Genomic DNA, 23,231 nt, shown 5'->3' on the forward strand with positions numbered 1-23,231 from the left:
GAATGCCTCTGCCCACGGCGATCCGGCGCCGGATGAGAGCCAATCCCTGAGAGCGGTCAATTCGACCACAGCGCCACATAACCCTCAAAGCAGCCTTTAAGTGGCAGAATCTCCCTAATCGATCGTTTCGGAGACCCTCCATGCTTCGCGTGTTTGAACAAAGACTCGACCCCTTCCCGCCCGACGAGGTACCGCCGCCACCCGAAGGCCTGGCTCGGTTTCTTTGGGCGTGCACACGGGGCGCCCGCGGCTACATCCTTGCCTTTGCGCTGCTCAGCGCCGGAGTGTCGATCTACGAAGCCTGGTTGTTTTCTTTCCTCGGTCAGGTCGTAGACCTGCTCTCGACCTGGCAAGCCGGTGGTGAGGCGGCGGCGCAGGAAGGTCGCGTGCTGTGGGGCATGGGCATCGTCATGCTGGCCAGCATCGGACTGGTAGCGTTGCGTACCATGGTGCAGCACCAGGTATTGGCGATCAATCTGCCGTTGCGCCTGCGTTGGGACTTTCATCGTCTGATGCTGCGGCAAAGCCTGTCGTTTTTTTCCGATGAGTTCTCCGGTCGGGTCACCACCAAGGTGATGCAGACAGCGCTGGCCGTGCGTGACGTGCTGTTCACCCTGATCGAGATCGCCCCCGGAATCGGCGTGTATTTCATCGCGATCATCGCACTGGCCGGCGGCTTCGCCCTGAAACTGATGCTGCCTTTCCTTGCCTGGATCGTGTTGTTCGGGCTGGCCATGCTCTACTTCGTGCCCCGCCTAGGGAAAGTCGGACAGGAACAGGCCCATGCGCGCTCCTCGATGACCGGGCGCATCTCGGACGCCTACACCAACATCACGACCGTAAAGCTGTTTTCCCACTCCAATCGTGAAGCGCATTTCGCGCGCGCGGCCATGGAGGACTTCAAACAGACCGGCTTTCGCCAGATGCGCCTGGTCAGCCAGTTCGAGATCGTCAACCAGGCGCTGGTGGTGGGCTTGATCATGGCCGCAGGCGGTTATGCCCTTTGGCTGTGGCACCAGGGCGAAGTCGGCGCCGGTGCCGTGGCGGCGATCACTGCCATGGCGTTGCGTATCAACGGCATGTCGCACTGGATCATGTGGCAAATGACCTCGCTGTTCGAGAGCATCGGCACCGTACAGGACGGCATGGCCACCCTGACCCGCGGCCCCAAGGTGCAGGATGCGCCGGACGCCGGGGTGTTGGTGACCTCCGGCGGAGCGGTCACCTTCGACAATGTGAGCTTCAACTACAACGGTGAACGCCAGGTGCTCGATGGCTTGAGCCTGAACATTCGTCCGGGCGAGAAAATCGGCCTGGTAGGTCGCTCCGGCGCGGGCAAATCCACGCTCATCAACTTGCTGCTGCGTTTCTATGACGTCGACAGCGGGCAGATTCGCATTGACGGGCAAGACATTGCGCATGTGACGCAGGACAGCCTGCGCAGCGCCATCGGCATGGTCACCCAGGATACGTCCCTGCTGCACCGCTCCATTGGCGAAAACATCGCCTATGGCCGACCCGATGCAAGCGACGCACAAATCCGCCGTGCCGCGGCCAATGCCCAGGCCGACGAGTTCATTAGCCAACTGAGCGATCGCCAGGGCCACACCGGCTACGACACCTTGGTGGGCGAGCGCGGCATCAAGCTGTCGGGCGGCCAGCGCCAGCGCATCGCGATTGCCCGAGTGATGCTCAAGAACGCTCCGATCCTGCTCCTCGACGAGGCGACCAGCGCGCTGGACTCGGAAGTAGAAGTGGCCATCCAGGAAAGCCTCGATGAAATGATGCAGGGCAAAACCGTCATCGCCATCGCCCATCGGCTGTCCACAATTGCGGCGATGGATCGACTGATTGTCATGGACGATGGACGCATCATTGAACAGGGCACGCACGCTGAATTGCTCGCCAAAAACGGCATCTATGCGCGGCTATGGCAGCATCAGAGTGGCGGGTTTCTGGGTGAGGATCAGTGGGTGACTGAGGCGATGGATCAGGTATGAGCGTGGATGGCCCGGGGGACAACCCGACTTACCTTTTCTCAACCAATCGCAGTGACTGTGCCCCCTCCAGCGCTAGGTGAAAAAGCGCTGGGTCAAGTGGGCATTGAGGTTGGATGCGCTGCCGAATACCCAAACTCTGAATTGAAGACATGGATTTGTATCACGTGTCTCAACGTTTTTTTCTGACGACCTTAAATACCTTATTGCAATGGTCCTGATTCTTTAAAAATCAAGGCACATGAGAGCCCAGACATAACAATCATGCGGACCTGCCGGTTACAAATCAAATACAATTAAAAATGATGGCTAGATAATGCCACTCAGGCACATATCATAATTATCGACCAGCGCGCCAGTTCACTTCAGCCAAAAAAAAGTTTTAACTTTTTTCCACATTGACGTTTGACAAATATTTCTTCCACGACTAGGTTTTGGGCTCGAAGTGATTTTGCTTCGAACAAAACTTTACTAGAAGGAATTAGACTATGACGACGACAATTCGTGTACTTAGTGCACAAGAGCAGAAAGCCATCAGTTCATCTGCTGCCTTTACCAAAAGTGGTGGCGGCGGTGGCGGTGGCGGCGTGGCTTAATAAGCCACGGCGTAGTCAATAGTAACGCAAGGATAGCCAGCGCACATGGAAGTGCACGATTCCTGTTAAAGTCTACAGCCTTACACGCATTAAAAAATCATCGATAGTTTTCGGATGATGGACTGAGTCATACATGGAGGTATGTCATGCAACAAACATCAGCAGACCTTTCTACTGAAGAGCTCGACACCTTAAAAAACTTAGTCAAAGGTTATTTCCACTCAACGGCACAACCCATTTTCAGTTTTTTGTCAGGATCCATCACGGAGGGAATCTCTACACCCAATTCCGATTACGACATCTATGCAGTATTTGACAACTGTACAGAAGAAGAAGTCTTGATTTCGGAACTCGAGCGCCCTGTAGAACTAACGAAGATTTCGCTCGCAAAAATACACTCAATAATGGAATTCATTTCAAAGGGTGAAAATCTCGCGTCCGTCGGCGCCTATGAAATGTTAATTTGCCATCGAGTGTATTCCGGCATTGCCCTTAGCGGGGAATCAGTGTTCGACAGCATAAAAAAAGAATTTGATGTTACTACATTCAGGACTCGGCTCGCTGACTTGTCTTTGCTTAACGCTGAGCGTGAACTCAAGGTATCGCAGGGGTTCAAGTTGGTTAATGACCTGCGCTCAGCACTCTTCAGTGCACATAAAGCACTCAGGCACAGTCTCAGTGTCCTTCTGGCAATACGCGGATCGACATCAGTCTTGGAAAAATGGCATGTACGCTACGCAGTTCGATACCTGGGAGAGCACCATCTTGGGTTCCGTAGATTTCTTGAACTCGCCTCTTCCATTCCAGTTTCATCGACAGTTGAAAGTAAAAAATACTTGATCTCTGTCAAAAAATTTCACCAAATGATCACCGATTACAAAATTATTGCCGACATCGTACCGGAAGAGATTTTTTTTGTTGAATCCAGGCTGGTTGATACTGATCAACTGAGTGATGAACCGCTGATTCTCAAAAATCCGGATGCCCGCGTCATGTTTCATATGTCAAAATGGTACCTCACGATCGAGTCTAAAGCGATCCTGGAGCTCCCCAGTTCGGCCGCGCTTTTTTGGGCATTAATAGACAACGCACAATCAGTGGACATGATTATTGATCGTGCAAAAGAGCACCTGAAAATAACCGACAATGTTTGTCTTGAGTATTTAGATGCACTAGCCGCAGCCAAGGCAATCAGCTCGCACTCATTTGAAATACCTAAAAGCCATAGAGCAATATAATTACCTGCCTACGGCTTATGGGTACCAGATCATTTGAAAATGGGTTTTCGCCAAATGAAAGCAGCTGCGACGCGCCAAAGTTACGCCAACTTTTACTATTCCAGCATACTCAAGTTTTCTGCAAATCGTTTTTTCCCCTTTGTCAGCATGGCATTTGCCGGAATTCTGGTTGCAAACAAAAACTTCGATGAATTCGCCTTTTTCAGCTACATCACATCAGCATTTATATTTCCCGCGACGGTTGTCACCTTCATGTTCAGGGCGGTGGGAAACCTGGCATTGGAGGGAGGACGCACACGTGAGAATATCTTCATGTCATCCTTTCTTATGGTCATTGCCTGTTCATTCCTGGTAGCAGCCGCTTGTTACCTGATCACAATCACATCCGATCGTGAAATAGACAGCCTTTCCAAAAGCTATAAGGCGCTGACGTTTTGCCATGTGTACCTTATTTATATATCGATATACATCCTTACAAGCTTCTTTAACGCATATTTTGAGGCTCACGTAAAAGGCAACAGCAGCAGCATCGCCCGATTCATAAACTTCTTCCCGTTCATGTTTTTTTCAGGCGCGGCGTTTGTGCTGAGCGACAAAGAAAATTATTCGCTCACTATTGCGTACCTCATGCTTGGCTGTGAATGCCTGGAACTGGCCTACTACATCTATAAAAGCAGCACTCTCAAGCTTTGGCAACTCAGCTTCAATTACTCGGTACTTCGGCACCTTTTTATAATTGGCAGCCCCAACGGACTTGGCCTTGCATCCCAGCGATTCGCATTCTTCATGGCCAATAAAAAATTATTTTTAATTGATAAAGACCTCGTATCTATTTTTTCAATTGCAGTAAGCATAACAACCCTACTAATAATCCCGGTTTCGGCATTTACTCAGATTCACAGCATCTACGTATCTAGAAATGGCCAACCAGGTCTTTCGTCGATGGTCTTTCGCTACCTCGCGCTTAGCATGCTTATACCTATCGCCATCCTTGTGACATGGGGCATTGAAATCGGTCAGCTTTTTGGCGTTACTGCTCACATGTATACGGCAGACCCCTGGTTGAACCCTAGCCTGATTTTCATGTTTTGCTGCACAAGCCTGATGATGCTTGTATCGGCTCACATTCGAGCACTGGGCAATACTATCATCACCCAAATAGTCATGAACGCCGTCGTTTACATAGGGTATGTGGGTTACATTTTCAGGTATGCCGACTCAAGCATGTCTGGCTCCACCTTGTTAACCACTTATTCACTCTGCTATCTATTGAGCTTCTTATTTCTAGGTGCCAACGTACACTATTTCCAGGCAAAACAACTACAGCCATCGCTGTAGAAATTTTCCAATGCAAAAGTTTGAAAAATCCACATATCTACAGCCTGTGACAAAGGATAAACATGAAGTTACTCAGGGAAGGATACCCAGTCAAACGAATTTGCATCATCGGTGGCACGGGCAAAGTAGGCCAAACGCTGGTTTCTTTCCTGAGAACAGCCAACGAACTCTCGATCGTATTTTACGCTGAAAGCTACGAGCAAGAATGCAAGCTCCGAGCTAGCTTCCAGGATAATCTGGTCGATTTTGAAATCTGTAGATCTCCACAAGCAATTCAGAAGGCTGACACTATTATCCTGATAGCTGGGAAACGAACCAGTAGAGGAAGCGGAAAAAGCGACCTCTACCAGCTCAACAAGGAAGTCATTGACCCTTACTTGGACTTCTTGAATCACAAGAACGTAATTTTGGTCACCAATCCAACGACATTATTAGGCACCTATCTAGGGCAGAGACTTGACGCCTTCATCGTAGGTGTTGGTGTTCAAAATGACTTCAATCGCCTGAAGTTTCAGTGCCCGCATGTCGACTTTGTGATGGGGGCACACAACCTGAATGAGCAGTGTTATTTCAATAACAGCCAACAACTTCTGTTTGATGGTTTCAAGTCTACAAAGGTTTACTCTGAGGCTCGCAGCCAGCAGGACGACTACGTGAGCAGTGGCGACTTTGAAAAATTGCATTCCACATTCTTGGAGAATGACATCCATAAATGGTGGAAAATCCAGAGATACCATACTGTCGTCAATAGCTCTTCCTATTCATGCGCATTGGCGATTATGCAAACCTTATCCAATTTAAACGAAAACATCCATAGCGTGATTCACGCTGAGGTTTGCGTTGTAACCCCGAGTGGCTCCACCTATTTCATTGGCGTGCCACTGCTGGGGAAAAATCTGCGTTGCACCGACACCTGCCTCATGCAATTCATAGATATGCATCTCGATCAACTATCCAACTACAAGGTGGCGTAAATCATGTTATACCTGAATTACTACGATGAGTTTATTTTCCTGGTAACCTTTCATTCGCCCACAGAAAAACTAGCCTTTTTAGACCTCTATGAAGCGAACCTTTTTCCATTCCTATCCATTAGCGAGTCTCCCCGCGACACCTTCGACTATAAAATCAACCTGCGCCAAAATACCTCCGACTTTAAAGCAGACCTTTCTGACTGGTCAGAAACTGTTTTTTTCAACCCCCTTACCGACAATGCCATAAGCGATTTTGGTACTGGCTTTGTGAAGCACAGCTCCGATACTTCCCGCACAATCTACAACCCCAACTCCGGAACACTATTCTCAATAGACAAGAACACCATTGAAGTCTTGTATCGCAACAACAGCTCATTCACCAAAGATTTTCAACGCTTACTGAAACAGCTTATTGTTACAGAGATAGAACGCCAGGGTGGCGCAATACTCCACGCCTCTGCCGTCTCCTTCGGCGATTACGGATTCTGCTTCGTAGGGGAAAAAGGTCAAGGAAAAACAACAAGTTTGCTTCAATCTCTCCAGATACCCGACGTTGGCTACCTGACCAATGACAGGTTACCCATCATTCCAAGCGGGGAAGGATTCAAAGCTCTAGGGTGGTTTGAAGAGATCCGTTTAGTCATCCCAGGCAGCACAAAAAAAGAAGTTGTCCGTGTTACCGACTACGTAGATCCATCGCGCATACAAAAAAAACCTGTGTACCTGAAGAAAATAATTCTTCCAACCCGTATCCAAAACGATTCATCACCGGCGGAAATTGTCGCAAGCCAGATGCTTTCTCCAATAGATCCTCAGCGCCCCAAATGGTTAGGCTTTAGCGCCCCCCAAAATTTCCCGCTTGCGTCGCTGCTCGAGAAGGTAAGTACTGCTTGTATCCACTGGAGTTATTCTGATCTAGAGGGCTTAACGCGACAAATCGAGAAGGAGATATTGAATGTATGATTGTGTGCTGATTCTTGGTCCCTGCAGAAGCGGCACTACATTCCTCTTCAACGCACTGGCGTCCTCTCATTACATAGGAATTTTCCAACCGTTAAAGCACATCTTAAGATGCGAGCACATGAAAATCGATCCCACCCTCTCACTCCGGGATTTTGCTGGCAAACGGCTGGTGCTCAAAGAGGCCTTTGGTCCATACCTTGCCTCGGAAGCAACCTATGATCCAGTAGAACTTTTGGCGAACAATCTCAACCTTGAAAAAATCCTGCTGATCACTATTCTTCGCAACCCTGTCGACTGTTTTTCATCATGGCTTGCCTCTTTTAAAGTCACTCCAGATGAGGCAGCAATACGCCTATCGCAAGCCTATGAAAACACCGTACGGGTGCATACAAAATATCTTCAGCGAATGGATTCGGTTTCTTTAATCCTGGAAGACGAAGCAGACTGCCGCAATAAAATAAACCTGATCAGAAAGGCCATGGGCAGCGTCCCACTTCCTGACCAGTATGGCCAGTACATTAAACCGAACGACCCGCCTGGCTTCCAAGTATCCGGGCTACTCAAGAAAGCGCTTAGCGGCCAGGAATACAAGGCTGAAAACATCGAAAAGAGAAAATTCTTTTTTGATAAAAACAAGCTGAAGATTGCGGTGTCGCATTATGAAAACTTACATGACTTGAAACCCCGATTATCTGGCAATTTTTCAATTTAGCCTGGCTAAAAGTAAGTGGGGGGCGCGCCCTGAAACAGATCGAACAGCCGTTGCAGTTTCCGGCCGCCCCGCGCATCGGTGCGTCCGGCGCACGATCGCCTGCCAATGGGCCACAGGTGCGGTTGGGGTGCTCAAAGGCAACGTTGCCGTCAGTTTTTATGAGTAGGGCACGCCCTGTGCCCTTACAGAATCCTGCCCGGCATCAGGCTCCTGAGCGAATCCGCTCGACCAGACGCGCCTGGAGTGCTTCCAGCTCATCCGGATCGGCCTTGCCCCTACCATGCACACCGGGCGCCTCACCGTCCCAACGAGGAATGATGTGCATGTGAATGTGATAGACCGTTTGCCCGGCCACAGCACCATTGAACTGCGCGACCTGAACCCCGTCCGGCTGCAATTCGTCCACGATGATCCGCGTCAGGCGCTGCACGGCAGACATCATCGCACCCAGGACGGCGGGCTCGACCTCGAGGATGTTGCGCGCCTGGGAGGCTTTGGGGATGACCAGGACATGGCCGCGCGATTGAGGGAAGAGATCCAGGAAGGCCAACACATCGGCGTCTTCGTAAATCTTGTAGCACGGCGCATCGCCGCGAAGGATCAGCGCAAAGATGTTCTGCGGATCGTAATGACCGTGGAGACTCATGATCACTCCTTGGAGTTTGGGAAGGTTGGTTGCCGGTAAGAGATTTAGCACAGTCCTGAGGCAACGTCTCGTAGAGGCCTGCCTGGAAGCCAAGGGCTGGGCGCGCTCCCACAGTTTTTTTCGAGCGGTGCGCAAAAGTCGTGTCTGGCCCAGCCCCCTGTGTGCGAGCTTGCTCGCGATGGCGGCGGCTCAGTCGCCATCGGTGCTGGCAGCCAAGCCGCTTTCACGAGCCCCCGCCAGCGTAACGGCAATTTTTTGCTGCAGCTCAGTTTGCGAAAACGGCTTGTGCAAGACCGGGCAGCCAGCGTATTCGGCTGGCAGTCCGCTGGCGCCGTATCCGGTGCTGAACAGGAAGGGAATATGGCGACCGCGAAGGATTTCGGCCACCGGAAAAACGCGCTCGCCAGCCAGGTTGACGTCCAGGATCGCCAGATCGACCTGCACCGACCCTGCCATGTCACGTGCTGCAGCGAGCCGGGCGACCGAGGCCACCACTTCGCATCCGAACTCCTCCAGCATGTCCTCGATCAACAGGGCAACCGCGCCTTCGTCCTCGACGACCAGCACCCTGACGCCTACAAATGGGGTCATGCCCCGGTCACCCCAATCAGGAACGAAAAGCGGCAACAAACGCCTTGCGGAGCGTAGGTAAGGTCGAACTTGCCGGCCAAGTCGCGCTCGATGCAACGCTGCATCAGGCGAGAACCCAGCCCTTCCCGTTCCGGCGGTGACACGGGGGGTCCTCCTTGTTCGCGCCAGTCGAAGGTCAGCAATGTTCCGCCCGCCCGGGCTTGCAGGTGCCAGGTGACGGCAAGCGTCCCGCTCTCGACCGACATCGCACCATATTTCAGCGCGTTGATCGCCAATTCATTGAGGGTCATCGTAAGGTTGAGCGCCACACGAGTGCCGACGTCTGCAGAAGGGCCTTCGATCACGATGCGGCCAGGCTCATGCCCAAACACCGGCATCAGTACTTCGTGGGCCAGGGTGTCGAGCGGCGTCTGCCCCCAATGCCGTTTCGTCAAGAGATCGTGTGCCCGTGACAAGGCCAAGAGCCTTGCCTCGAAACGCCTGTAGCCGTCTTTCGCATCCTCTGCGTTGCGTGCCGTCTGGGCTGCCAGCGATTGCACCGTAGCCAGGGTGTTCTTGACCCGGTGATTGAGCTCATCGATCAGCGTCTTCTGCCGATTTTCCGCCTGCTTTCGCTCGGAGATGTCGACCAGCATGTTGATGGCGCCCACCAGGTTTCCATCGGCATCATGCAAAGGCGTGGGATAAGGCGTAAACGGAACGCGGCTACCGTCCGGCCGTTCTGCAACGGCCTCGACGCCGCGTATCGGCCGGTTTTCCTTCAGGGCCACTGCCATCGGGCATTGATCGTGAGGCAGCGCGGTTCCGTCCGTATTGAACAGCTTCCAGGTCACACACCACATGTCGCCCAACTGCGGTGTTCGTCCCGACAGTTCCACGGCGGCGCGATTGTAGAAGGTGATACGACCGTCGGCGTCAGTGGTGTACACCGCAGCAGGCAACGCCTCGAGAAGATTGCGCATGTGCCGTTCGCTTTCGCGGAGCTGGTTTTCCATCCGCCGCGCCAGCGTGACGTCCTGCAGCACTCGCACGCCATAACGAAACGTACCGTTGGCGTCTCTCACCGAGGAACTGTGGATGTCGAGGTAAACGACCTCGCCATCGGGCTTCACGGCGCGCTTGCGAAGCACGTAGTTATCAAGTTCACCGGCCACTTGGCGGGCGTACAATCCGGCGTCCTGCGGGATGCAATCCGGGTGGGTATAGTCCAGGAATGTCATCGACAGGAGCTGTTCCCGCGAGCGGCCCAGCATGTTGCACAGGGCGTCGTTGACGCGGAGCAAGCGACCGTCGACGTCGGCCTCGGCAATACCGATGGTCGCCGCTTCATAGGTCGCCGAAAGTCGGTCATCGCTGTCCTGGCGCGCCGCCTCGGCTGCATGGACACCGCTCCGATCTATGGTGAAGCAGCGCGTATTGAAGAGTTTCCCGTCTTCGAACCGGCCATTGGAAGTGATCATGACATGCTTGATCGAGCCGTCCTTTGCCCTCAGTCGCGCCGGGTAGCTTTGCAGGCAGTCGCCGCTGCCCAGCTTGGTGAGGATGTCGCCGATAACCGGTTCGTCGACATGAAACTCGGTGATGTGGCGGCCGATGTACTCGTCGGCCGAATAGCCCAGCAGCGCCAGCTCCGCCTTGTTGGCGCGCAGGATAATGCCTTCGCTGCTGACGATATGCAGGCCCACCGCGCTGTTTTCGAAAAAGTCTTCCAGGTCGGCGCTCTTGCGCCGAAGCTCTTCGGCCATGGCGTGGTGCGCCGAAACGTCCTGGAAGCAGTTGATCACCCCTTGAATGACGCCTCGGCAATCCTTGAGCACGCGGATGTTCATCAGCGCCACGAACCGCGAGCCATCCGGGCGCTCGATGAGCACTTCCTGATTGCGCGAGGCAATGCCGGTATTGAGCGCCAAGGCTGTCGGGCAGTGTTCGAATGCCAGCGGCCTACCGTCGGTCAGGAACAGTCGATGGGCGCCGCAGAAACGGTCACCGTTCTCCCCAAGTGCCGGCGCCCTTCCCCATAGCTCGGCCGCCTCACCGTTGTACCTGACGAGCCACCCCTTACGATCACAGAGGTACACCGCACCAGGAATGGCATCAAGTGCGCTCGTCCCCATCGCGATCAAGCTTTCGTACTCGCTTGGTGTACGCGTTTCCCTGGGTAGCTCTTCAATGTTCGACATCAGTCATCCTCAAACCGCCTGGCTGAAACCTTTCACAGGGCATCAATGGATGTCTAGATCCCTATTCACCGGGCGAGTTCAGGAAAACTCAATCTCACAACCTCGCGCCTCAAAACTTGAAGAGCACCTGGGGTGCCTGGACCATTAACGCATGCATCCGCGACGCCGAACATTCCAACGCGCGCAACTGCGCCATGACCGTCTCGAAGCCGACATGCGCTTCATGCTGAGTGTGCGGCCAATCGCTGCCCCACACCAGGCGTTCGGGGCCAAAACTGCGTTCCAACACCGCCAACGAAGCGCGGGCGAATTCAAGGTTTCGCGGGGCCGTTGCACCCAATCGATAGATACCGGACACCTTCATCCACACCTGCCCACCCTGCCCCAACTCCATCAATTGGGCAAAGCCAGGTTGATCCAACCCCTGACGCGCATCCGGCCGACCGAAATGATCGACCACCAATCGGACACCAAACGGCAACAGTTGACCGATCAGCCCTGGCAGGTCCGCCAGGTTGGCATGCAGTTCGATATGCCAATCCAGTTCGGCGAGATGACGCAAAAAACCGTTCCAGGCAACGTCACGAAAATCAGGCAACGCCTTGCCCATCAGGTTCAAGCGCACACCGACCACCCCCAGCCGGGCCATGTCGTCCAGCTCGGCCCGGCTGACGTCTCGCTCCACCACCACGACCCCGCGCAACTGCTGCGGTGCTTGCCGCAATGCAGCCAACAGGTAGCGGTTATCGGTGCCAAGAAAGCTCGGCTGCACCAACACCCCATGGCTCAAGCCGTGGACGTGCAGGTGGCCCAGGTATTGAGCGAGCGTAGCGTCATAGTCAGGTGTGTAGCGCCGGACAGCCGCCAGTTCCAGCCCGCGGCTGAACACGTGGGCGTGGCAGTCAATGCCGGTGATCGGCGTAGTACGGATATCAACCATGGGTTTCATCTATCGAAAATAAGGAAAATCAGGCTCGGGCGCCCTGGCCGTCACTCTCCACCACAGGCGCCGATGCCGCAGTGGCTTCCAGGCTGCGGCCGCGGGTTTCCGGCAGGCACAGCGCCGCGATCACCGCCACGCCGTAGGCGATCCCAGCGTCGATGCCAATGGCCGAGCCCAAGGACATAGAGTCGCTCATGTGGCCGACCAGGAACGGGAACACCGCCGAGAGCACCCGGCCGAAGTTGTAGCAGAACCCCACACCGGCACCGCGCACATCCGCCGGATACAACTCGTTGAAAAACGCTCCGAGGCTCGCCGGAATACCAGCCGCGAAGAAGCCGAGCGGGAACCCCAGGAACAGCATCTGGGTGTTGGTCAACGGCAGGAACACATAACACTGCACGGTGACCACGCAGCACAGCGCGAACAACACGATGTTTTTCCGACGGCCAATGCGATCGATCAACAGGCCACTGACTACGCAGCCGCACCAGAAGGCGAAGATGATCACCGCCAGGTAGCCGCCGGAATTGAGTACCGACAGGTTGCGCTCGGTCTTGAGGAAGGTCGGCAACCAGGTCATCACGGCATGGTAACCACCGTGCGCCCCTAGCCCCAGCAACCCGCCAAACAAGGTCACGCGGATCAACTCGGGGCGAAAGATACCGGCCAGGGATTTGAAGAAACTTTGCGGGATGACGTTGTCTTTTTTCAGGCGCTGGAAACTGTCGGGCTCTTCAACGTTGCGCCGCACCCAGATGATCAGGAACGACGGCAGCAGGCCCACGACGAACATCACCCGCCAGGCCATGTCTTGGGGCACGAGGGAGTAGATCAGCGTGAAGACGCCGACCGCCAGCCCCCAACCCACCGCCCAGGCGCTTTGCACCGTGCCCATGACCTTGCCGCGATACTTGGGGTTGATGGTCTCGGCCATCAATACCGCACCGGCGGCCCATTCCCCGCCAATCCCGAAGCCCTGCAGCGCCTTGACGATCAACAGCTGGTGGAAGCCGGTGACGAATGCCGACAGAAAGGTGAAGAACGAAAACCACAAGATCATCCACTGAAGCGTGCGCACCCGACCGTAACGGTCCGACAACGTCCCGCCGACCCAGCCGCCAATGGCCGAAGTGACCAGGGTCACGCCGCTGACCAGCCCGGCATCGCCCTTGCTCAAGGCGAACGCGGCGATCAACGCCGGGATCGCCAGGCCGAACATCTGTACTTCCAAGGCGTCGAGCGACCATCCGCCGAAACAGGCCCAAAACGTTTTGCGCTCTCGCGCAGTGACTTGGCGATACCAACTGAACATGATTGTTATCCTTATGGGTGGAACGAAAGGCAGCCGAGAGCGAACCGCGCCGCTACAGGGCCAGTCATGACAAACAAAACGGTAGGGACAGCGGCGACCGACTCGCCGCTAGCCGGGTCGGGTCAGCGAATTTCCACGCTGTAGCGGAAGTGCTCGGCATGCCCGCGAGAGCGTCGCCACTCCAGGGGATTGCCGGCGTAATCCCGCGCCAGACGCTCGATCACCACCACCGGGCTGTTGACCGGCACTTGCAGCAATCGCGCGTACACCTCATTCACCGATTCGGCGGTGAGGGTTTCTTCGGCATAGGCGACCACCTGGCCGCAAACCTCTTCATAAATGGGGTAAAGCAACGGGCCCTTTTGACTCAGGTCGATTTCGAGCAAGGTTTGGAAGCGGCTACGGGGCAGCCATATTTCTTCGGCGAGCACCGGCTCCACTTCCAGCAGACGCACTCGCACGATACGAATCACCGGAGCGTCGGCCGGTAGCCCCAGCGCCTGGGCCACCGCCGAAGGCGCGGCCACCGGCTCCACGGACAGGATCCGGCTCTCGGGAACCCGGCGTTCGCCTGAAGCGCTTTGAAAGCGGAAAAAACGGAACAGCGACGATTGAAATTGCGGCCGGCGAATGAAGGTGCCGCGCCCTTGCTGGCGCTCCAGGACGCCCTCGCTGACCAGCGCATCGATGGCCTTGCGCACCGTACCGGTAGACAACTGGTATTCGGCTGAAAGTGCCGCCTCAGTAGGAATCGCCTCCCCCGGGCGCCAGCGGTTATTGGCGATCTGCTCAGCCAATTGGTCGCGTAAACGTTGATAAAGCGGCAGGCGGGCATCACTGGAGAGAGCGTTCATTGACCTTATTCACCTTGTTATCTAGTCATATATATGAATATGAGTGGCGAGTATTTACCCAGCCGCGATGGCTGTCAAGAAATGCCAGGGTGGCCCGTTGATGAATGGTAAAGCCAATGATGCAGCGGCCCGTAATTAACAACGTTTAACTCGCACGCTCGCGCCCCACGCCCAAGAATGAAGCCCTCTGCCCAGACCTGGTTTCTCAAGCGCCAAGCTGCTCGGTCACCCTGCGCCGCGCCGGACGCTTCCCACCTGGCTGCGCGTAGTGCCGCCCCTTCGCCCGCCCAATTTCACATGGAAATGAAGCATGTTGCCTGCACCACACCACTCAACCGCCGCCCTGAAGCCGCTCTGGCTGCTTGCCCTGCTCACAAGCGGCACCGCACCGGCGATGGCAGCGGAACTCGCGCAAAGCACGCCTGGCTTTCTCGACGGGGCGACGCTGCAAGTCCTCAGCCGTAACTTCTACCTCAACAATGACTATCGCGCCCCGACCCCGGCAGGCAAAAGCTACAAACAGGAATGGGCCCAGGGCTTCATCGCCTCGTTCGAGTCCGGTTTCACCCCCGGCACAATCGGCGTAGGTATCGATGCCCACGGGTTCCTGGGGTTGAAACTGGACGGCGGCAAGGGGCACTCCGGAACGGGATTATTGCCGCTGGATGAGAACGGGCGAAGCGAGGACCACTACTCCAGTGCCGGCGGTGCGCTGAAATTCAACGCCTCACGCACCACCCTGGCGGTCGGCGAAATGACGGTGCAGAGCCCGGTATTCGATACCGCAGACAAGCGCCTGCAACCCGAATACGCCAGCGGCCTGCTGCTCTCCAGCCGCGAGTTCGAAGGGGTCGCCCTGCAGGCAGGCCACTTCAGTGCGTTCAAGAATCAGGACGCCTCGACCAGCAAGGGTGATTTTTCCGGGTATGGGGCGACGACGCGCCACGGCGTCATCGACTTCATCGGCGCCGACCTGCTCACCGGCCAAGCCCTGGGCGGCGCGCTCTACGCCTCCGAACTGAGCGATACCTGGCGCCAGTACTATGCCAACCTGCATGCCACCGTTGGCGAACTGTTCCTCGACGGCAACCTGTATCACACCCGCGACGATGGCAAGGCCATTGCCGGGGCCATCGACACCACAGCCTATAGCCTGAGCGGCAAGTACCGGTTCAATGCCCAGGCGTTCACCCTGGCCTATCAGAAAATCAACGGCGACACGCCCTTCGATTTCGTCGGCGGCGACTCCATCTACCTGGCCAACTCAATCAAATATGCCGACTTCAACGGCCCCGGCGAGCGCTCGTGGCAAGCGCGCTACGACCTCGACCTGGGCACCTTGGGCATCCCCGGCCTGAGCTTCATGGCCCGCTATGTGACTGGACGCGGGATCGACGGCAGCCATGCCCCCCAAGGCGGTGCCTACAACCCGTTCGATAGCGACACCGGCACTTACAGTCCGCAACAAGGCGCTGGCGGACGCCATTGGGAGCGCGACCTGGACCTGCACTACATCGTGCAGTCAGGCCCGACCAAGGACCTGTCGTTGCAACTGTCCCATGTCACCCATCGCGCCAACAGCAGCCAGGGCGGCGATGACATCGACCGGCTGTATATCGTCATCCAGTACCCGCTCAAGCTGGGGCCGTTCTGACCCTCGCGCGTCAGGAAACCGAAGGTGGACGAACGCGCGCAGCGCCCGCCTGTTGCCCATGCCCCATATATCCGCTGATTACTTGCGCGAGGCCTTATCGTCGGTCATCCGAGTGGCCCGGATGCTTGCCTCCTCGGCGGTACGTTGGGCCTGCTCGGACATTGTCTCGGCCTGCTCAGCCTTCCTGTAGGCCTCATCCGCCCTGAGCCTTGCCGTTGCAGCGTTATTTTCCGCCGATTCCAGTCGGGCATCCACTTCTTGGGCGAGCTTGTTACAGCACCCGGCAGTGGTTGCCAGAAAAATACTCATTAATACGACAGGTAAGTATCGATTCAAGGCCATGGTTATTTCCTCGGTTAAGCACAGCAGGAAAAACGGCTAGCAACTGGCTCGAGTATCTGGCAACACCCCCTGCCCACTCTGATCCTTGTCAACTGCATGGCTCGTCCGACGCCCACACCGAGACTCACTTGAACCGAGTTGATTTAGCTCAATGTCTTTGCAGCCCTCAGGCGTAGAAAAAGCAAACCAGGGAGCCGGCGATCTCCCCGACCATTTATGCGCGGCCTGTTCATTCGAGGCCTTTTATCGAGTCGAGGCCATGAAAAAAAACCACCAATGGAACCTGTCCTACTTCTTCATTGCGCTGGCCGTGTTCAGCCTGGTGCAGTTCCTGTTTTTCGAACGCCCCGCGGTGCAGGTCATCCCCTATAGCCAGTTTCTGCAATTGCTGAACAATCGGCAGGTCAGCGATCTACGGGTAGAGAAGGACCAGATCCGCGGCCAGTTGCAGGAACCCATCGACGGCCACACCCAGTTCGCGACCGTGAGGGTGGAACCGGCACTGGCGGCAGATCTCGCCCACTCGGGGGTCGGGTTCACCGGCATCAACGAAAACACCTTCCTGAGTGGCCTGCTGGGCTGGTTGCTGCCCTTCGTGCTGATCATGGTGATCTGGCATTTCCTGTTTCGTGGGCTGGCGGAAAAACAGGGCATGGGTGGTTTGATGAACATCGGCAAGTCCCGCGCCAAGGTGTTCGTCGAACGCGATACCGGCGTGACCTTTGCCGACGTTGCCGGCATCGACGAAGCCAAGGTCGAGCTGGTGGAGATTGTTTCTTTCCTCAAGGACAAGGCGAAATACGCACGCTTGGGGGCGCACATTCCCAAAGGTACATTGCTGGTCGGTCCGCCAGGCACCGGCAAGACCCTGGTTGCCAAAGCCATCGCTGGAGAGGCCGGCGTGCCCTTCTTCTCGATATCAGGGTCGGAATTCGTCGAGATGTTCGTCGGTGTCGGCGCCGCTCGCGTGCATGACTTGTTCGAACAGGCCCGACAGGCCGCACCCTGCATCATTTTTATCGACGAGCTCGATGCGCTGGGCAAAATGCGCGGCGTCGGCGTCCTGGGCGGCAATGACGAAAAAGAGCAGACCCTCAACCAGCTGTTGGCAGAACTGGATGGGTTCGACCCGCGTGAAGGGGTCGTGCTGCTGGCGGCGACCAACCGCCCCGAGGTATTGGACCCGGCGCTGTTGCGAGCCGGCCGGATCGATCGACAGATCCTGATCGATCGCCCCGACCGTAAAGGCCGGCAGGCGATCCTCAAGGTTCACCTGCAGAAGATCGTCACTGGCCAGGACCTCGATAGCGAGCGTATCGCCGACATCACCACGGGTTTTACTGGCGCAGACCTGGCCAACCTGGTCAACGAGGCCGCCATCATCGCCACTCGACGCGGTGCCGAAACGGTCAGCCTCGACGATTTCACCGCGGCCGTGGAGCGCATCGTTGCCGGGATCGAACGCAAGAGCAGCCTGTTACATCCCGATGAACGCCAAGTGGTGGCCTACCACGAAATGGGGCATGCGTTGGCGGCCAGCAACCTCCCGGACATGGACCCGGTCCATAAGGTATCGATCGTGCCGCGCGCCATTGGCTCGCTGGGCTATACCCTGCAACGACCGACGGAAGATCATTTTCTCGTCAGTTGCCAGATGCTCAAGGACCGCATGGTCGTGCTGATGGCGGGACGTGCCGCCGAATGCCTTGCCTACGGCCAAGTCTCGACCGGGGCCGCCGATGACCTGGCCCACGCCACGGATATCGCCCGACAGTTGATCACCCGCTTTGGCATGAGCACAGAGCTTGGCCTGGCGGTGCTGGAACGCAAAAGTGCCAGTTACCTGGGCGAGCGCACGGAAATGGGTGACAAGGACTACTCGGAACAAACCGCCAGGGAAGTCGACCTGGGTATCCGCGCCTTGCTCGCTGAAGCCTATCAACGCGCCAGGACACTGCTGGAAAGCCATCGGGAAGACCTCGACGCCGGGGCCCATCTGCTGGTGGAAAAGGAAACCCTGACACCTGAAGAGTTTGCCCCGCTCCTGCCGCTCAAACGCGCTGCGCTGCCTTTGCGACTGGTTTGACAGCGCCTGATCTGTCACGGCGTGAACGAATCCAACGCCCCCCTGTACGCACACCCACGACACAATAGCGTCATCTGCAAGTCCCATAGTGAAGGTTTGCCCCCCCATCCTTTGTACCCGTTCTGCGTCTATCGATAGCCGGTATGGCTTTAGGCGACAAAAAACAGGCATGGCTGAGTTGTTGTTCTATGCTTGCTCCAACTATAGGAAATTTCCTCATGGCCGAGTCCGAACCGCGACTTCTGCGGGTGCATGCCCTCAAGACCGCTTGCTCGAACTGCAGCGTGCTTGAGCTGTGCCTGCCCATTGGCCTGACGGGCGGTGAAGTCGAGCGCCTCGACACCCTGATCGCCCAGCGAGTGAAGGTCAAGAAAGGCGCGGCGCTGTATCGCACCGGCGACCCGCTGCGCTCGTTGTATGCGGTGAGATTGGGTTTCTTCAAGACCAGCGTCCTTTCGGTAGACGGTCGCGAACAGGTCACCGGTTTCCAGATGCAAGGCGAAATGCTTGGCCTGGACGCCATCAGCACCGATCGCTACGCCTGTAATGCCATTGCCCTGGAAGACAGCGAAGTCTGCCCGCTACCCTTCAACCTCCTGGAAAAACTGGCCCACGACTTACCGTCGTTGCAGCACAACCTGAATAAACTCCTGAGCCAGGAAATCGTGCGCGACCACGGCATGCTGTTGATGCTCGGCAACATGAACGCCGACGAACGCCTGGCGGCGTTTCTATTGAACCTGTCCCAGCGGCTTAACATGCGAGGTTATTCCTCCAGGGAATTCGTGCTGCGCATGAGCCGCGAAGCCATCGGCTCCTACCTGGGCCTGCGCCTGGAAACCATCTGCCGGGGCATCGCCCACCTGCGCCAGGAGGAACTGGTGGACATGCATGGGCGCAACGTCACGATTCTGGACTTGCCCGGCCTCAAGCAAAAAGTCGCCGGTTGTCATCGTCATGCGGAACTGTGATGCCTGCTCTGCATGACATCTGATCTACGTCAATACCCCTCCACGCCTTCAAGCCGAGATTAAGACTCAGCGTTCGAACCTTTGCATCGACGAAGGTTACCGAACCTCCCGTCTCATGGAGGCTTTGATCATGGCAACGCACCTGCAAGGTACAGAACCGGTCATCCCGACCGTCACACCTCACCCTTTGGCCGGCAGTTTGCGAAAGGTCGAGCCCAGACGCCTGTCGCTGAGTTTGCTGATCGCTCTGGTCGTCGGTTCGATGATCGGCAGCGGCATCTTCAGCCTGCCCCAGAACATGGCCGCCAGCGCCGGAGCCGGAGCGATCCTGATCGGCTGGCTCATCACCGGCGTGGGCATGCTCTCGCTGGCCCTGGTCTACCAGACTCTCTCCAACCGCCAACCGGAACTGGACAACGGTGTGTTTGCCTACGCCCGTGCCCTGGGTGGCGAATTCCTCGGTTTCAATTCGGCGTGGGGCTATTGGATCAGCGCCTGGATCGGCAATGTCAGCTACCTGGTGATTCTGTTCGCTGCGCTCAGCTACTTTTTCCCCGTGTTTGGCGAAGGCAATAACAAAGCCGCGATCGTTGGCGCGTCCGTGGTGCTGTGGGCATTGCACTGGATGATCCTGCGCGGGATGCGCACCGCCGCCAAGGCCAACGCCCTGACGACGATCGCCAAGGTGGTGCCGTTGCTGTTGTTCATCGGACTGGTCATTGCCGCGTTCTCCAAGGACACCTTCATGGTGGATTTCTGGGGCACGCCGGCGCTGGGCAGTACGCTGGACCAGGTCAAGAGCACCATGTTGGTGACGGTCTGGGTGTTCATCGGTATTGAAGGCGCCAACGTATTCTCCGCCCGGGCCGCCGAACGGGCCGACGTCGGCCGCGCCACGGTGATTGGCTTCATCCTGACATTGATGCTGCTGATCGCCGTTTCCCTATTGTCCTTGGGCATCCTCAGACAGCCCGAACTGGCCGCGCTGAAGAACCCTTCCATGGCCGGTGTACTGGAAGCGGTGGCCGGGCCTTGGGGCGCGGTGCTGATCAGTATTGGCCTGATTGTGTCGGTGGGCGGCGCGCTGCTGGCCTGGACGCTGTTGGCAGCCGAATCGGTGTTCACCCCGGCCAAGGAAAAGGTCATGCCGCGCCTGCTGGCCACGGAAAACCAACACGGCGCACCGGCCAACGCGCTATGGATCACCAACGGCTGCATCCAATTGTTCCTGTTGCTGACCCTGTATTCGAGCGCCAGCTACCTGGCGCTGATTTCACTCGCCACCTCGATGATCCTGCTGCCCTACCTGTTCAGTGGCCTGTATGCACTGAAAATGACCTGGCAAGGCCAGACCTACGCCGGCCATCACGGCCTGCAACTGCGCGACATGGCCATCGCTGTGGTCGCGACGGGCTATTGCGTCTGGCTGCTCTACGCCGCCGGCCCCCGGTACATGCTGCTCAGTGCCCTGCTCTATGCCCCCGGCTCGCTGATCTACCTGAGCGCTCAACGGGCCAGGACGGGCCGGGCCCTCACTGGTTTTGGCTGGGGCCTGCTGCTGGTGATCTGGGCGGCGGCGATCTTCGCCGGCTGGATGCTCTGGTCCGGCCAACTGTCCTTGTAAGTTCGCAAGCATGCATTGACCTGTTCGGCAACGGTATCTGGTCATCTGTTCAGGTACCCGCCCGAACATCACCCAAGAGGAAAATCAAATGTCCAATTCAGTGAAAAAGATGCCGGTCAAAACCGAAGACAACGCTCCGCATCCCGCCAAGACTGACCTCAGGCATCCATTTGAAAAGCTCCGCCAGCAGGTAGATCGCCTGTTCGATGACTTCAACCGGGGCACGGGGATTTCGCCCTTCAGTCGCGGGTTGTTCGATGTCGAACCCTTCTGGCGTCGCGAGTTTTCCATGAGCAGCCTGCCGGCCGTTGACATCACCGAGAAGGAAAAGAGCTTTGAAATCACCGCCGAGTTGCCCGGCATCGATCAGAAAGACATCGAAATCCGCCTGGCCAACGGCAACCTGATCATCAAGGGGGAGAAAAAAGAAACCAAGGAAGAAAAGAAAAAGGGTTATCACCTGTCCGAGCGCCATTACGGCTCCTTCGAACGGGTGTTCAACCTGCCAAAAGGCGTCGACAGCGACAAGATCGAAGCCCAGTTCAGCAAAGGCGTGCTGACGCTGACACTGCCAAAAAAACCGGAAGCACTGAAAGCGGAAAAGGTCGTGCCGATCAAGGCCGATTGATCGCTTTGAACCCTGCCCCTCGCCGGCCAACGACGAGGGGCTTTTTCATGCCTGAGCTTATTTCAAGCCGAATGCGTCGTTGAAGCGGCCGGCCCCTTCGCGAGCAGGCTCGCTCCCACTCTGGAGCGTGGCGCGCACAAATCCGGTGGGTAGAGAAAATCCCCTTGCTCGCCAAGGCGATCGTTCAGAGTTCGACGCTATCGCGGTACTCCGGCACAGACACCGACCACCCCAGTTCGTCGCCAATGCGGTGGCGCAAGACGTCGGACGCATTGGGTTCGCCATGCACGACATAGGTGTGCCGGGGGGGTGTCTTGAAGCCGCGCAACCATTGCATGATTTCGTCGGCATCGGCATGGGCCGAGAGCGTTTGCATGGGCACCACTTCGGCATTGATCGGCACGTCCTTGCCATGGATGCGCACCGCCGGCTCACCCGCCACAATCCTCGCACCTCGCGTACCGCCAGCCTGGAAACCGGGCATCAGCAAGGTGTTGATGGGGTTGGGCGCCAGGCTCTTGAGGTGGTGCAGCACGCGCCCGCCGGTGGCCATGCCACTGGCGGCGATGATCACCGCCGGAGTACGTTGCAGGTCCAGGGCCATGGAGTCCTTGACCGAGCGCACAGGATGGGCGATGTGGCACATGCCTTCGCACTCTTCCCTGGAGAGACGATGCTCGTCACCAAAGCGCTGGTACAACCGGGTGACGTCGATGGCCATGGGGCTGTTGAGGTAGATCGGGATATCGGGGATCGCCCGGCGTTGTTTCAGGCGATACAGGTGGTACATCAGCAACTGGGCACGGCCAACCGTGAACGAGGGCACCAACGTGATGCCACGGCGCAGCGCGGTGCGAGTGATCACCTCAGCCAATTGATCTTCCGGCGACTCGTGTGGGTGTCGACGGTCGCCGTAGGTCGACTCCACCAGCAGGACATCCGCCTGCTCGATGACTTTCGGCGCGAACATCACCGGATCCTCGGGTCGCCCCAAGTCCCCAGAACACACCAGCGTCACCCCACCAGCCTGGACCTGTACCGTCGCGGCACCGAGGATGTGCCCGGCGCGACGCAGCAAGATGGTGATCCCCCGGGCGATCTCCACCAGGTGTTCGAATGCAACCGGGCGCAGCAGTTTCAGCGCTCGTTCAGCGTGTTCACGGGTGTACAGCGGGAAGGCCGGCGCGTGTTTGGAAAACCCCTTGCGGTTAGCGTATTCGGCTTCTTCTTCCTGCAAGCGAGCGCTGTCGCGCAGCAGGATCTTCACCAGCTCGCAGGTCGCCGGCGTGGCGTAGATGGGGCCGCGATAGCCATTACGCACCAGCACCGGCAGGTAGCCGCTGTGGTCCAGGTGGGCGTGGGTCAGTACGATCGCATCCAGGTCACGCATCGGCAGCTCGAAGGGGTCCCAGTTGTGCAGGCGCAACTGCTTGTAGCCCTGGAACAGACCGCAATCGATCAGGATGCGCTGATCGTCGTGTTCCAGCAGGTACTTGCTGCCTGTAACCGTACCGGCGGCCCCGAGGAATGTCATGCGCATGGCGGTGCTCCTGGACAATCGATCGTAAGCCTATTGGTC

The 23,231-nt window shown here is 56.9% G+C and carries 19 protein-coding genes; 11 read left to right on the top strand and 8 right to left on the bottom strand.

Going from position 1 to position 23,231, the window contains the following annotated elements:
* Positions 1-140: 140 nt before the first annotated feature.
* From BM300_RS00185 to BM300_RS00210, 6 genes are all read left to right on the top strand, one after another.
* Complete coding sequence (locus BM300_RS00185) at positions 141-2,000, top strand: ABC transporter ATP-binding protein (protein WP_063321528.1); 1,860 nt, start codon at positions 141-143, stop codon at positions 1,998-2,000.
* Between the two features lie 739 nt (positions 2,001-2,739).
* Positions 2,740-3,831, top strand: coding sequence for a hypothetical protein (locus tag BM300_RS00190; protein WP_092221977.1), 1,092 nt, complete (start codon positions 2,740-2,742; stop codon positions 3,829-3,831).
* Positions 3,832-3,870: 39 nt separating this feature from the next.
* A complete protein-coding gene (locus BM300_RS00195) occupies positions 3,871-5,169 on the top strand; it encodes a hypothetical protein (protein ID WP_092461556.1) in 1,299 nt (432 codons plus the stop codon).
* Positions 5,170-5,231: 62 nt separating this feature from the next.
* On the top strand, positions 5,232-6,143 hold the full coding sequence (locus tag BM300_RS00200; RefSeq protein WP_092461558.1) for a Rossmann-fold NAD(P)-binding domain-containing protein: 912 nt from the start codon (positions 5,232-5,234) through the stop codon (positions 6,141-6,143).
* Between the two features lie 3 nt (positions 6,144-6,146).
* Complete coding sequence (locus tag BM300_RS00205) at positions 6,147-7,106, top strand: hypothetical protein (RefSeq protein ID WP_092344877.1); 960 nt, start codon at positions 6,147-6,149, stop codon at positions 7,104-7,106.
* Positions 7,099-7,818 (top strand): sulfotransferase domain-containing protein, encoded by a 720-nt coding sequence (locus BM300_RS00210; protein ID WP_092461560.1) that lies wholly within the window; start codon positions 7,099-7,101, stop codon positions 7,816-7,818. Before BM300_RS00205 ends, BM300_RS00210 begins: the two co-directional genes overlap by 8 nt.
* A 202-nt stretch (positions 7,819-8,020) precedes the next feature.
* Here BM300_RS00210 and BM300_RS00215 read toward each other — a convergent pair whose 3' ends face one another.
* The 6 genes from BM300_RS00215 to BM300_RS00240 form a co-directional block, all read right to left on the bottom strand.
* Positions 8,021-8,464 (bottom strand): HIT family protein, encoded by a 444-nt coding sequence (locus BM300_RS00215; RefSeq protein ID WP_092221967.1) that lies wholly within the window; start codon positions 8,462-8,464, stop codon positions 8,021-8,023.
* A 189-nt stretch (positions 8,465-8,653) separates the two neighbouring features.
* Positions 8,654-9,055, bottom strand: coding sequence for a response regulator (locus BM300_RS00220; RefSeq protein ID WP_092344873.1), 402 nt, complete (start codon positions 9,053-9,055; stop codon positions 8,654-8,656).
* Positions 9,052-11,235, bottom strand: a complete 2,184-nt coding sequence (locus BM300_RS00225; RefSeq protein ID WP_092461562.1) for a PAS domain-containing sensor histidine kinase — start codon at positions 11,233-11,235, stop codon at positions 9,052-9,054. Before BM300_RS00225 ends, BM300_RS00220 begins: the two co-directional genes overlap by 4 nt.
* Positions 11,236-11,344: 109 nt before the next feature.
* Positions 11,345-12,175: an amidohydrolase family protein gene (locus BM300_RS00230; protein ID WP_092461565.1), complete on the bottom strand. Its 831-nt coding sequence runs from the start codon at positions 12,173-12,175 to the stop codon at positions 11,345-11,347.
* A 28-nt stretch (positions 12,176-12,203) separates the two neighbouring features.
* Positions 12,204-13,493, bottom strand: a complete 1,290-nt coding sequence (locus BM300_RS00235) for an MFS transporter (RefSeq protein WP_092461567.1) — start codon at positions 13,491-13,493, stop codon at positions 12,204-12,206.
* Positions 13,494-13,615: 122 nt separating this feature from the next.
* Positions 13,616-14,347, bottom strand: coding sequence for a GntR family transcriptional regulator (locus BM300_RS00240; protein ID WP_092141704.1), 732 nt, complete (start codon positions 14,345-14,347; stop codon positions 13,616-13,618).
* Positions 14,348-14,657: 310 nt separating this feature from the next.
* Here BM300_RS00240 and BM300_RS00245 point away from each other — a divergent pair, with 310 nt between their 5' ends.
* Entirely contained in the window at positions 14,658-16,001 is a 1,344-nt protein-coding gene (locus BM300_RS00245; protein WP_092461569.1) for an OprD family porin, read from the top strand.
* A 78-nt stretch (positions 16,002-16,079) separates the two neighbouring features.
* Here the strand turns inward: BM300_RS00245 and BM300_RS00250 are convergent, their stop codons facing one another.
* On the bottom strand, positions 16,080-16,343 hold the full coding sequence (locus BM300_RS00250; RefSeq protein WP_092141710.1) for an Lpp/OprI family alanine-zipper lipoprotein: 264 nt from the start codon (positions 16,341-16,343) through the stop codon (positions 16,080-16,082).
* Positions 16,344-16,602: 259 nt separating this feature from the next.
* Here BM300_RS00250 and ftsH point away from each other — a divergent pair, with 259 nt between their 5' ends.
* The 4 genes from ftsH (at position 16,603) to BM300_RS00270 (ending at position 21,652) form a co-directional block, all read left to right on the top strand.
* Positions 16,603-18,429 carry an ATP-dependent zinc metalloprotease FtsH gene (ftsH, locus tag BM300_RS00255; protein ID WP_092221957.1) on the top strand — a complete coding sequence of 609 codons (1,827 nt, stop codon included), beginning with the start codon at positions 16,603-16,605 and terminating at the stop codon, positions 18,427-18,429.
* A 218-nt stretch (positions 18,430-18,647) separates the two neighbouring features.
* A complete protein-coding gene (fnr, locus tag BM300_RS00260) occupies positions 18,648-19,400 on the top strand; it encodes a fumarate/nitrate reduction transcriptional regulator Fnr (protein WP_092141716.1) in 753 nt (250 codons plus the stop codon).
* A gap of 130 nt (positions 19,401-19,530) precedes the next feature.
* Positions 19,531-21,024 carry an arginine-ornithine antiporter gene (arcD, locus tag BM300_RS00265; RefSeq protein WP_092461571.1) on the top strand — a complete coding sequence of 498 codons (1,494 nt, stop codon included), beginning with the start codon at positions 19,531-19,533 and terminating at the stop codon, positions 21,022-21,024.
* Positions 21,025-21,112: 88 nt separating this feature from the next.
* Positions 21,113-21,652, top strand: a complete 540-nt coding sequence (locus BM300_RS00270) for an Hsp20/alpha crystallin family protein (protein ID WP_092461573.1) — start codon at positions 21,113-21,115, stop codon at positions 21,650-21,652.
* A 184-nt stretch (positions 21,653-21,836) separates the two neighbouring features.
* On the opposite strand, the gene BM300_RS00275 is transcribed toward BM300_RS00270, so the two are convergent.
* On the bottom strand, positions 21,837-23,192 hold the full coding sequence (locus tag BM300_RS00275; protein WP_092461575.1) for an MBL fold metallo-hydrolase RNA specificity domain-containing protein: 1,356 nt from the start codon (positions 23,190-23,192) through the stop codon (positions 21,837-21,839).
* Positions 23,193-23,231: the final 39 nt, after the last annotated feature.

The sequence above is a fragment of the Pseudomonas sp. NFACC46-3 genome (assembly GCF_900114515.1).
Taxonomy (GTDB): Bacteria; Pseudomonadota; Gammaproteobacteria; order Pseudomonadales; family Pseudomonadaceae; genus Aquipseudomonas; species Aquipseudomonas fluorescens_Q.